General features: G+C 38.1%; 8 protein-coding genes and 1 riboswitch. Of the genes, 5 read left to right on the forward strand and 3 right to left on the reverse strand.

What is annotated here, in order from left to right:
- Positions 1–138: 138 nt before the first annotated feature.
- Both HNQ94_RS08020 and HNQ94_RS08025 read left to right on the forward strand, forming a co-directional pair.
- On the forward strand, positions 139–1071 hold the full coding sequence (locus tag HNQ94_RS08020) for an MBL fold metallo-hydrolase (protein WP_174495701.1): 933 nt from the start codon (positions 139–141) through the stop codon (positions 1069–1071).
- Positions 1072–1186: 115 nt separating this feature from the next.
- Positions 1187–2653 (forward strand): protein adenylyltransferase SelO, encoded by a 1467-nt coding sequence (locus HNQ94_RS08025; protein WP_174495700.1) that lies wholly within the window; start codon positions 1187–1189, stop codon positions 2651–2653.
- Between the two features lie 54 nt (positions 2654–2707).
- On the opposite strand, the gene HNQ94_RS08030 is transcribed toward HNQ94_RS08025, so the two are convergent.
- From HNQ94_RS08030 to HNQ94_RS08040, 3 genes are all read right to left on the reverse strand, one after another.
- On the reverse strand, positions 2708–3202 hold the full coding sequence (locus HNQ94_RS08030; protein ID WP_246199961.1) for a L,D-transpeptidase family protein: 495 nt from the start codon (positions 3200–3202) through the stop codon (positions 2708–2710).
- A gap of 102 nt (positions 3203–3304) precedes the next feature.
- A complete protein-coding gene (locus tag HNQ94_RS08035; protein WP_174495698.1) occupies positions 3305–4198 on the reverse strand; it encodes a haloalkane dehalogenase in 894 nt (297 codons plus the stop codon).
- Between the two features lie 147 nt (positions 4199–4345).
- Entirely contained in the window at positions 4346–5176 is an 831-nt protein-coding gene (locus HNQ94_RS08040) for a TetR/AcrR family transcriptional regulator (protein ID WP_174495697.1), read from the reverse strand.
- 94 nt (positions 5177–5270) lie between these two features.
- Here HNQ94_RS08040 and HNQ94_RS08045 point away from each other — a divergent pair, with 94 nt between their 5' ends.
- The 3 genes from HNQ94_RS08045 (at position 5271) to HNQ94_RS08055 (ending at position 11751) form a co-directional block, all read left to right on the forward strand.
- Entirely contained in the window at positions 5271–8354 is a 3084-nt protein-coding gene (locus HNQ94_RS08045; RefSeq protein WP_174495696.1) for an efflux RND transporter permease subunit, read from the forward strand.
- 480 nt (positions 8355–8834) lie between these two features.
- Positions 8835–9029: riboswitch (cobalamin riboswitch) on the forward strand.
- A gap of 140 nt (positions 9030–9169) precedes the next feature.
- Positions 9170–10981, forward strand: coding sequence for a DUF4430 domain-containing protein (locus HNQ94_RS08050; protein WP_174495695.1), 1812 nt, complete (start codon positions 9170–9172; stop codon positions 10979–10981).
- Between the two features lie 68 nt (positions 10982–11049).
- Positions 11050–11751 carry a DUF4430 domain-containing protein gene (locus HNQ94_RS08055; RefSeq protein WP_174495694.1) on the forward strand — a complete coding sequence of 234 codons (702 nt, stop codon included), beginning with the start codon at positions 11050–11052 and terminating at the stop codon, positions 11749–11751.
- The last annotated feature ends 2 nt before the right edge of the window (positions 11752–11753 follow it).

The following is an 11753-nucleotide window of genomic DNA, read 5'->3' on the forward strand; positions in this document are numbered from 1 at the left end:
ATTAGACTGGAGGCATTAGTTTTTCTAATGCCTCTTTCTTATTTAGAATAGAAAAAGTGTCTGCCTTGCATTTATCACAACTAAAGATACACTTAATCACATAACAGATCGGTGAATAATTATCACGGGGGTATTTTCATGCTAGTAAAAATTACGGAGAATATTTATAAATTAATCGTTCATTTTCCTACAGGTATGAAGGAAGCTAATTGTTATTTGATTAAAGGAGATAAAGGATATACCGTTATTGATACGGGTACAAACTCAAAAGAGGCAAAAGAATCATGGGAAAAAGTGTTGGCAGATGGACTTGTTGTGGAAAAAGTTGTATTGACACATACTCATGAGGATCATATTGGATTGGCGAGATGGTTTAAAGAGGATGTTGGGGTACCCGTATATGTTTCCGATTTAGGTTACCACGAAATGCGAAAGTTCCGTGATACAGATGTAAGAGAAAAACGGAAAACCCTAGTACTTTCTCACGGAGGCCCAGAGATCACCAAGAAGGGGAAAGATGCTTCTTTTATTTATGACTTTGAACCAGATGGATTATTTACAAAAGGTGATAAGTTGAAGCTTGGTGAAGACTTTTATGAAGCCATTTGGACACCTGGTCATGCACCTGATCATTTTTGCTTTTACAATAAGGAGCAAAGACTGATATTAATCGGTGACCACATACTCAAACATATTTCTCCAGTGATTGGATTATGGTCAGGAGAAGAAGGGAATCCATTAGGTAACTACTTTTCATCTTTGAACGAATTAACTACATATCCTATTGAACTTGCTTTACCCGGTCACGGTGAAATAATTGAAAACTTACAGGAAAGAATAGAGAACTTAAAAGAACGACATGAACAACGATTAGCTGAAGTATTAGAAGCAATTAATAATGAATGGAAAACTGCAGAACAATTATGTAAAGAAATGTATGGTACCTTAAATATCATTTTAAATTTTAGTGCATTTATGGCTTCTTTAACAAGGTTGCTTTATTTAGAGTCAATCGGTAAAGCGAAGAGGAAAGAAGTGAATGGTATTATTAAGTTTAAGCAAGTGTATTAATGTTGAGTGGGAATTAGTATATCTATTTCAGTAGCTTTAAAGTAAGGATAATTCATATGCAAAAGAAGAAACTATAAATAGGTCTGAAAAAGGTCAACAAAAAGAAGGAGATATAATGACAAAGAATACAGAAAAAACATGGAACTTTGACAACAGTTATACAGATTTACCTCATACATTTTTTAGTAGCCAAAAACCAACACCTGTAAGTTCACCAACGATAAGTATTTTTAATGAGGATTTAGCAACATCCTTAGGGTTAGACCCAGAGCAATTCAAACAATCAGAAGGAATTAGACTATTTGCGGGAAATGAAATTCCGGAAGGGGCAGAACCAATTGCCCAAGCATACGCTGGTCATCAATTTGGCCATTTTACTATGTTGGGGGACGGCCGTGCTGTGTTGCTTGGTGAGCAAATTACTCCCACAGGCGAAAGGTTCGATATTCAACTAAAGGGATCGGGTAGAACACCATACTCCCGTGGTGGCGATGGTCGCGCCACACTTGGTCCGATGCTGAGGGAATACATCATAAGCGAAGCGATGCATGGACTTGGGATTCCAACGACTCGTAGTTTGGCAGTAGTAAAGACAGGGGAGCCAGTCATGCGAGAAACGGTACTCCCCGGTGCTGTTTTGGTTCGTGTTGCCGCTAGTCATATAAGGGTTGGAACATTTCAATATGCTGCAAACTTTTGTGATGTAGAGGAGCTTAAGGAGCTTGCTGACTATACGATTAAACGACATTATCCAGAGATAGAGACTAGTAAAGATATGTACCTTTCCTTCCTGCAAGAAGTTATGAAGCGGCAGGCTTCTTTAATTGCAAAATGGCAGCTAGTTGGCATGATCCATGGAGTAATGAATACGGATAATATGGCTATTAGTGGAGAAACGATTGATTATGGTCCAGTCGCCTTTATGAATGAGTATGACCCTGCTACAGTATTTAGCTCTATTGATAGGAATGGACGATACGCTTATGCAAATCAACCCCCGATTGCTGCCTGGAATCTAACACGATTTGCGGAAACGTTATTACCATTGTTGCATGATAATCAGGAAAAAGCAGTCGATTTGGCACAGGAAGAAATTACGAAGTTTCCTGAAATGTATAAAAAACATTGGCTAAATGGCATGAGGAAAAAACTTGGCATTTTTAATGAGGAGCAAGAGGATGAAATGTTAGCGAATAATCTTTTCGATATGATGAAAAAGAACGATGCAGACTTTACAAATACGTTCCGTGCATTAACACTTGGTCAGCTTAATGACATGGAATTTTGTAATTCTGAAGAGTTTAAGGAATGGCATGACCGATGGAAATCTAGACTAAGTAGACAAAAGGAAACGGTAGCAGACTCAGAACAATTAATGAAGAAAAGTAATCCGTCCATAATACCTCGAAACCACCGGGTGGAAGAGGCATTAGAAGCTGCAGTAAAAAAAGAAGATTACACGGTTATGGAGAAACTTCTTCATGTGCTGTCTAATCCTTATGCGTACTCATCAGATCAAGAGGAATACACAGATTTACCTCCAAAAACAGACCAACCTTACCGGACGTTTTGTGGTACGTGATATAAAGGGCAGAATGCAAGTGTTAAAGGCGTTCTGCCCTTTCGTTTTCCCTTTTCATGGATGAATGGAAACTCTAGTCCCAATTGGAATTATAGTAGCCAATTCTTCAATATCTTTGTTGTGCATGCGAATACAGCCTTTTGATACTGCTTTTCCAATAGAGCTAGGGTCATTCGTTCCATGAATGCCGTAATGTTGTTTCGATAAGCTCATCCACATTGTTCCGTATGGTCCACCTGGATTTGGTGCTTTGTTAATAATGATAAAATCACCTACTGGTGTTGCATGCAGCATCCTCCCAACAGCAATTGGATATTGTTTTTGTAGGACAGTATTTTTGAAAAGTTTCAGTAACCGATTGTTAATGGACACATCAAGAACATACGGAATGGTTTGAGGGGATGGGTAGCCTGGAATGACAATCGATTGTCCAGGGTAGATTGCATCGGGATTGACGTTAGGATTGGATTGAATAATGGAAGATAGTTCTGTACGGTAGTCTTTTGAAATTTGGGCAAGCGTTTCACCTGGTTTAACGATATGAATCAATGCCAACACCTCCATTAGGAAAACAGAATATTAATTTCTATGTACAATTGTTATGGTTTTACATACAAAAAAATCCCCTTTTTTTAAAAAAGGGGACAACTTTTAGATTGGATTACGATCGGCAAAGGCGATAATGTGTTCTGCGATTTCACTGCCTTTTTCTTCTTGTAAAAAGTGACCAGCACCTTTAATAGTAACTTCCGGCTCTTTTCTTGCGGATGGAATAATTTTTCGGAAAAAGTAATCTCCACCCCGGGTAATAGGGTCTGAATCAGAAAAAGCAACAAATGCAGGTTTTTCCCATTTTTTGAGAACTTCCTTTGCTTTTCTCATCTGTGCAGCACCAGGATCATCCACATTCATTGGGACGAGAAGGGGCCAAACTTGTGCACCAGCTTTATATTCACTAGTTGGGAAGGGGGCTTCATAGGCGGATAAAACATCGTCAGACAAATTATTTCCAGGGGCTAAGCTACGTTGAATTAACTTTCCAATCGGCAAATCATCTGTACGTTCCACATATTTACGCCACACTTGAAATCCTTTAGACGGTACACCCTCACCTGTAGGTAAACCAGTGTTCATAATTACAAGCCTAGAAAAACGATCTGGCATATCAGCTAGCACTCCTAGGCCGATTAAACCTCCCCAATCTTGAACGACAATAGTGATTTGATTAAGATTTAATGAATCGATAAAGGATTTCAAGGTATTCATATGCATGTCAAAGGAATATTCCTCACGCTCTGTATATTTATCCGATCGGCCAAACCCAATAAAATCTGGTGCAATTACTCGAAATTTCTTGGACAACGGGGGAATCATGTGGCGATACAAATAGGACCAAGTCGGCTCCCCGTGAAGACAAAGAATGACTTCTCCTTTTCCTTCATCGACATAGTGGATACGAGCACCATTTATTTCTACAAAATTTGACTGAAATGAATAATCAGGAAGATTGTGAAACCGTTCTTCCGGGGTACGAATAATAGGCATTTACATAACCTCCAAAAGTAATAGTTTACTATAATTATTTCCATAATTATCAGAAAATTCCTCCTCTAAGAGAACAATTAAAAAGGAGAGATTTATTGATGAAAAAAAGAACAGAACAGTAGTCCGAAACTGTTCTGTTCTTTGAAGTTAAACCTTAAAGTGATTACGAAGTAAAAAAGCAATCCACTTACAGTGAGGATGATTCCGTATGTTTTCAATCAATCCTTTGACAATTGCTTGTCCCAATGTAGGTTCTATGAGCTCTTGTTTCAGTAAAGTTAATGATTCTTTTTCAATCGATTCTTCCATTTCCTCTATTTTTTGATTGATTACATCAATCAATTGGTCAGCAGACATTTCTTCACTCATTGGTTGCCCGAATGTTTCCATTAATTCTTTAGAAATGAAAGGGGTGTTTGTGTGTTGAGCTAATAAATTAGTTTTTTCTACTAGAGTTTTAGCGAGCACATTCACATCTAACGGTACATTGTTAAATAAAAACAATGTGGAGTATACGTGCATTAAGCCTTTAACACAAAAGATCAAATCATATTTTGTTTTCTCTACGTTTTCACCATATAAGCGCTCAATCATATTAAGAATCGTTTTGTCCATTAACTGATCGTAATAACGCATTTTAATAAGAAATACATCATTAAATGATTGGGTTTGCTCTTTCATCAGTAATTTGGCGAAATCGGAATGCTTGTGAAAAGAAGTGAAAATTTCGTAATAAAAGGCATGTAAAACGCTTTCATCGTTTGAGTTGGTGACCACATAGTCAATGTTTGAAGTGATTTGCTCCATGAAATGGTCAATCAAAGCTAAAATCAATTCGTCTTTTGACTTGAAAGATAAGTAGAATGCTCCTTTTGATATACCACAAATATCGGTAATTTGTTTAACGGAAGTAGCTTCAAAACCTTGTTCTGCAAATAGTTCTAACGCCTTTTCCATAATTAATTGTTTTTTCATCATATTATCTTATCGCTCCTAGATTATTGACAAATGACCACTTAGTCATTATTATAAGTAATTGAGTCTTATAAGTCAATTTAGGGTAGGTGTAACGGTGAAAGCTTTAGTCAACTTTGTTTTGAAAAACAAGCTAGCAGTTTGGTTACTTACAATTATTATAACAGTTTCTGGTATTTATTCAGGAATGCGCATGAAAATGGAAACGATACCTGATGTTTCGATTCCATATTTAATGATTATGGACGTGTATCCTGGTGCGACACCTGAACAGGTAATGGAGGATGTTTCCATACCGTTAGAGAAAGCAGTAGAAAACCTGGAAAATGTGAAATCTGTTTATTCTAATTCATATTCCAACATGGCAAGCCTTCAAGTGGAATACGATTATGGTATAGACATGGACGAGGCAAAACGCGCATTAGAATCTGCTTTAGCCGCAGTAACGTTACCAGATGGGGCACAAGATCCATCGATTACTGCGATCAGTATGAACATGATGCCGGTTGCTGCTTTAAGTATAAGTAGTACAACAGAAGACATTGTGGAATTGACCTCTACTGTAGAGGACATCATTCTTCCAAAAATAGAGAAAATAGATGGGGTTGCCTCTGCAACCATTACAGGGCAGCACATTGAAGAAGTAGAGCTTACTTATGATGAAGCTAAAATGGCCGAACTTGATATAACGGAAGATGATGTAAAACAAATGATTCAAGCTAGTGACTTAGCTATTTCATTAGGTCTTTACGAGTTTGAAGAAGGTGAACAAGCAGTAGCAGTGGACGGTAAGTTCATGACTGCTGATGAGTTAAAGGAAATGCTGATTCCGGTTACACCAACGGAAACAAATCCAACTCCATTCGTGAAGCTTAGCGATATCGCTTCAATTGAAGTAGTTGGTAAAGTACAATCTGTATCCCGTACAAACGGTGATGATGCGATTGCCATACAAATTGTAAAAGCACAACAAGCTAATACCGTAACGGTTGTAAACGATGTAAAGGAATTAATTGAAGAAGAAAAGGCTAATACGGAAGGTCTTGTGATTGATGTATCTCTTGACCAAGGTGCACCAATTGAAAAGTCTGTAACGACGATGGTAGAAAAAGCTTTATTCGGTGGATTAATTGCCGTGTTGATTATTCTTTTATTTTTACGTGACTTTAAATCTACTATTATATCAATTGTATCTATTCCAGTTTCCATCTTTATGGCATTACTCATTCTAAACTGGTTAGATATTACATTAAATATTATGACACTTGGTGCGATAACGGTTGCAATTGGTCGTGTAATCGATGACTCCATCGTTGTTGTCGAAAACATATATCGACGTCTCCATTTAAAAGGAGAAAAATTAACCGGCCGTGCACTTGTACGTGAATCAACAATTGAAATGTTCAAGCCTATTTTGTCCTCGACATTAGTAACAGTTGCGGTTTTCGCTCCACTTATATTTGTGGGTGGTATGGTAGGTGAGTTGTTCATGCCATTTGCTTTAACGATGTCGTTTGCACTTGGAGCTTCCTTACTAGTAGCAATCACGATCGTTCCTGCACTTTCCCACTTCTTATTTAAGAAAAAGCTGTATAGCGAGAAGACAGAAAGTGGTCATAAAGAAGTTGGTAAACTAGCAAACTGGTACAAAGGTATTTTGGAATGGGTATTGAACCACAAAATTATTACTTCCATTCTTTCTGTTGTTCTTTTAGCGGGAAGCATAGCGCTCACTCCACTAATCGGGTTTAGCTTTTTAGGTAGTGAAGAAGAGAAAGTAATGTATTTAACCTATACACCAGAAGCAGGAGAGCTAATGGAAGAAACGTTAGCCAATGTTTCAGAGGTAGAAGATGAATTATTAAAACATGAGGATATAGATATTGTGCAGCTTTCTGTTATGGAAGGTGGCGACCCAATGACAGCGATGATGGGTGGCGGCGGAGACGGTGCTTTAATGTACCTCATCTTTGATCCAGAAATGGAGAACTTCCCAGAAGCTCGCGAAGAAATAGAAGAGTATGTGTTCAATATCGGTCAGTCTGGTGAGTGGAAGAGTCAAAACTTTACAAGTATGTCCATGGCTACAGACGAACTAAGTTATACATTCTACAGTGAAGATTTAGATGATCTGAATGAAGCTGTTACAATGGTTGAAAGTGCGTTGAATGAGCAAGAAGGCTTGGAAGATGTATCTTCTAGTACAGAAGAAGCCTTTGTAGAATATACATTCAACGTGGAACAGGATGAATTACTACAATACGGATTAACAGCTGGTCAAATTGTCATGATGTTAAGACCGGATAACACGAAAGAAGTATTAACAACTGTTGAAAAAGACGGAGATACAATAGAAGTTATTGTTCAGCAAGAACAAGCAGAACAACCTAAATCAATAGAGGAAATGTTAGCGACAGAAATCCCTACAGCACTAGGTACTACGATGGCCCTTTCCGAACTGGTTACAGTGGAGGAAGGAACAACGTTAAATACTCTTGCACGTAGTAAAGGAGAATACCACGCAACAGTTTCCGGAACTATTTTAGGTGATGATATTGCGAAAGCAACTTCTGAAGTTGATGAAGTTATTGAACAACTAGATTTACCAAAAGGTGTTACTGTTAGTGTTGCTGGTGTAGCTGCAGATATGGAAGAAACATTTACACAGCTTGGTGTAGCAATGCTTGCGGCAATTGGAATTGTATACTTTATCCTCGTGGTAACATTTGGGGAAGGTTTGGCACCATTTGCGATTCTGTTCTCCTTACCATTTGCGGTAATCGGTTCCTTTGTTGGCTTATTCCTTGCAGGTGAAACAATTTCCGTATCGGTAATGATGGGGCTCCTAATGTTAATTGGTATCGTTGTCACGAATGCCATTGTACTCGTAGATCGTATCATTCATACAGAGCGCGATGGTATGGGAATGCGTGATGCGATTCTAGAAGCTGGTGCAACCCGTCTACGTCCGATTTTAATGACTGCTATTGCGACGATGGGTGCGTTGGTTCCATTAGCAATTGGCTCAGGTGGTGGTGGTTTGATTTCTAAAGGCTTAGCCATTACTGTAATCGGTGGTCTAGCGAGCTCGACGTTATTAACATTAATAGTTGTTCCAATTGTATATGAATCTTTATCGAAGTTATTTAAGAAAAACCGTAAGGAAGTACAAGAAAACTAATTTTATTTGCCCTAGAAGTTGTTCGTCAGCTTGTAGGGCTTTTTCTTTTTTATAGATCGTTGCTATTGATAGAAACTGCCACTTCACTTAACGTGTGTTCATCGCCGCCGCTACAGAAATACACTATGCGCACCTTAGGGCTCGCGCTGAACCTGCTCACTCGCAAAGAACGTTGGCTGTGGGTTCAACGTGTATTTCCTTCGCTGAACATGTGCTTTGTACCTGTATTAGTTTTTTAAATCCGAGTACTAATTGATTGGAGCGGAATACAGTTGAAATATATTTACACTTAATTTCCTAAGGTAGGATAACCTAAGTGATATGAAATGTTCTGATGATGGCTTTATGGCTATCACTCTCTTAAATCAAACAGCGTTGATTTAAAATAGAATTTCAGATTGTTAGGCAAAACTTGTATTATTTCAGGCGAAAGCTAACTACTAATTGACAATTCTAAAATACTTATCTATGCTAAAGATAACTGAATACGGAAAAATAGGTTTGATTTGCTCGAATTTTGTAGTAAATCATTAAAAGGGAAGTCCGGTGAAATTCCGGCGCGGTCCCGCCACTGTATATGGGAGTTTTCTATTAAAATACCACTGTCAAAAGATGGGAAGGTGATAGAAAGCAATGACCATTAGCCAGGAGACCTGCCTATTTTTTACGCCATTCGACCTACGCGGATAGGGAGGTGTACATGGACGGATACGTTATGCGTTATTACATAATGTAGCTTGACTATGAACACGTACACATCTCTTGATATAGGGGTGTATTTTTTTTGATTTAAAAACAGGAGGGGAATAGAGACGATGAACAAAACAATGATGCAACGCCTTACTGCTATAATTACAATTTTTTTATTAGTAGTTAGTAATCTAGTATTTTTGCAGCCTGAGGTTAGTCATGCGGCAGCACTTGAAAATGGTGTCACTATCTCGGTGGTTGATGGAGCTGGAGATGATATTCTTCCTATGACAGCTGTTAGCATTGATGAAGGTGATACAGCATTTGATGTATTAAATGAAGTAACAACTGTTATAGCAGAAGATACTAATTGGGGAAAAGATATTAAAAGTATTGATGGTACCACATTGGAAGGAACTAATTTTTGGGCTTTTTATGTAAATGGTAAAGCTTCCAATTTAGGTTCTTCTAGTTATCAGGTCACAAATGGTGATAACTTATTATTTGTTTATACTGACTGGACACAAACAGTTGAGGAGTTAAATGTAACTGTTTCCGCAATTGCAAATGAAGGTGCTGAAGTTATACCAGAAACTGTCGTAAAATTGGTTCCAGGAGCCACATCATATGATGCACTTATGCAGGCTGCTTCTGAACATAGTGTAGAAGTTCTAGTTACGGTATATTCAGATTATTTTTCTTTTGTAAATAATATTGGGAATGTTGACCTTGGAACTGATTGGTGGCATTTAGGAGTAAATGGAACTGAACTACAAGTAGGAGCGATTTCATATGAAGTAGCGGAAGGAGATCACGTCCAATTTACTACAGACGGCACGCTATTACCTCCTGAGGATAGTGAACCTGAAACACCAGTTGATCCTGTTGCCGGGGAACCAATCACAGATTCTGTTGTGGAAGAGAACATTACTAATATTCTATCTTATATTGAATCAAACAATGTTTCCTTAACTTATGGGAATGAATGGTGGATATGGGGATTAGCGAACGCTGGGGCAGAAATGCCTGTTTCCTATTTAACTAGTGTAATTGAAGAAGTAAAAGAAGTGGATGGGAATATCCGTAGTGTATTTGATTTAGAGAAAGTGATTATTGGATTATCAGCGGTGGGATCAGATGCATCTTCCATAGTAGGCTATGATTTAATAGATAAGTTAGTAAATCATAAAAACTTAGAGAATCCATCTATTAATATGTTAATTTATGCGTTATTAGCAGTTGATAGTGGACAATATGAGACTCCAGCTGACTTTAGAACACAACTAATTGATTCTATTCTTGCTCAAGAAATAGACGGTGGCGGTTGGTCACTTATGGGTAATACTCCAAGTGCTGATATGACAGGTATGGTATTGGCTTCCTTAGCTCCATACAGTGATCAAGCTAATGTGCAAGCAGCAATTGATCGTGCTGTACAATTCCTATCAACAGCACAAGACGCAACAGGTGGTTATTCTTCCGGTTCTAATGGTGGAGATTCTAGTGAATCTGTTGCTCAAGTAATTATAGGACTTTCTACAGTTGGGGTTGATCCAACAGGTGATGCTTTTACAAAAGCAGGTGGAAACCTTGTGCAACATCTATTAAAATTTAAGCAAGCTGATGGTGGATTCAGCCATCTATTAGAAGAAGAAAGTTCAAATGAAATGTCTATTCAACAGGTAGAAGGAAGTTCAGATGCAATAGCTACACAACAAGCGATGCTAGCGCTACAAGCTTACCAAAACTTTGTTAATGGTAGTGGATCCGTGTATCAATTTACGTCTGACCCTAGCCCAGTTGAACCAGTAGCTGATGAAAATGAAAATAAACTACCAAATACAGCTACAAGCACAACAAATATGATGTTAATTGGTTTTGCGTTATTATTTGTAGGTGGAGCATTATTCTTTATTAATCGTAAAAGAGCTGCATAATTGAAATTGGGTAATCTGTCTTTTGATAGATTACCCAATTCATTGTAAACAAAGGGGAGGGCGATCTATTGAAACGTTTTATATTTTCTATCATGTTGATTTTCGTTGTTTTCCTTTCAGTAGGTTGTGCAAAAGATGAAGTCAATCCTCAAATGCAAGAAGAGGATAAAAATCTAGCGAGTCTTGTAGAAGAAAGAGAAATGACGTTAGAGAAAAAAGACGATAAAATAAATTTCCAAGAAGAGAAAATAACAGAAGCGGATCAACCGGAAAAAGAAGAACAGGAAGAACCTGCTGAATCTAACAATGACGCACCTTCTGAACCAAAGGATACGAATGAAGCGGAGCCTCCTGTTGGAGATAGTGTTGATAAAAAGGATGACACAACAGAGGATTCCGATAATAATGAGAAGGAAGAACCAGAAAAACCGACTGAACCAAAACAAACCGTAACAATTACAATAGTGGCACCTGATGTAAAAGGGACCATCCTTTCAGCAACAAAAGTGGAATGGAAGCCTGGGGATACAGTGTTAGACGTAACGACTAGAATTACGAAGCAAAAAAATATTCAGATAGATGTAACTGGTTCTAATTCGTTAGCATATGTACAGGGGATTGCTAACATTTATGAAATGGATCATGGGCCATTCAGTGGCTGGGAAGTGTCAGTAGATGGGAAATCGCTGGACAGAAGTGCGGGAGTATACCCAGTTAATGAAGGTCAACAAATAACATGGAGCTACACGACTAATTATACCGAGGAATGAGC

The sequence above is a fragment of the Salirhabdus euzebyi genome (genome assembly GCF_014207435.1).
Lineage (GTDB): Bacteria > Bacillota > Bacilli > Bacillales > Alkalibacillaceae > Salirhabdus > Salirhabdus euzebyi.

Excerpts from the sequence above, each read along its gene's own strand:
- HNQ94_RS08040 (WP_174495697.1), bottom strand. The coding sequence starts at position 5,176 with ATGATGAAAAAACAATTAATTATGGAAAAGGCGTTAGAACTATTTGCA.
- HNQ94_RS08035 (WP_174495698.1), bottom strand. The coding sequence starts at position 4,198 with ATGCCTATTATTCGTACCCCGGAAGAACGGTTTCACAATCTTCCTGAT.
- HNQ94_RS08020 (WP_174495701.1), top strand. The coding sequence starts at position 139 with ATGCTAGTAAAAATTACGGAGAATATTTATAAATTAATCGTTCATTTT.
- HNQ94_RS08050 (WP_174495695.1), top strand. The coding sequence starts at position 9,170 with ATGAACAAAACAATGATGCAACGCCTTACTGCTATAATTACAATTTTT.
- HNQ94_RS08025 (WP_174495700.1), top strand. The coding sequence starts at position 1,187 with ATGACAAAGAATACAGAAAAAACATGGAACTTTGACAACAGTTATACA.